At 48.7% G+C, this 517-nt stretch carries 1 protein-coding gene; it reads right to left on the bottom strand.

Features of this window, described 5'->3' with window-relative positions; translation table 11 throughout:
- Window positions 1–517 (bottom strand): methyl-accepting chemotaxis protein (locus tag R7190_RS30810; protein WP_318138333.1); only part of this gene is annotated, 517 nt, incomplete at both ends.

The following is a 517-nucleotide window of genomic DNA, read 5'->3' as shown; positions in this document are numbered from 1 at the left end:
ATGACGCTTCGTGGATTTGGTTAATACATTCTTGAACGACACCGCGGCCTTCTTTCGCATCGTGAGAAGCACTGTTTGCCGTTTCTGACGCTGCTTCGGTGTTGCTGGCGACTTCATTTACTGTCGCTTGCATCTCGTTCATTGCTGTTGCGATAAGGTTTAGCTGAACTTGTTGTTCATCCATGCCGGTTGAAGTCTGTTCGGAAATCGCGCTCACTTCTTCAATGGCGGTGCCTACTTGAGCTGTGGTTGACGAGATACTGTCGACCAAAGTAAGCAACTTCGCTTGCATATCAACGCAGGCATCTGCCAAGGTGCCAAGCTCATCATGACCAATTTTGTTACGTGGAAGCTGGTAAGTTAGGTCGCCCGACGCGATTTTCGACGCCATGTTTACCACGTAATTTAGTGGTGTGCAGATCTGTTTGGTTAGGAATAGGCCTAGCGTAAAACTCAGTGCCAATAGCGCGACGATAGCAATAATGCTGTAGGTGATTGCGCTGCGCACTGCTTCATG

It is taken from the genome of Vibrio sp. 1078-1 (assembly GCF_033340475.1).
This window is presented reverse-complemented; position numbering and strand designations above follow the sequence as displayed.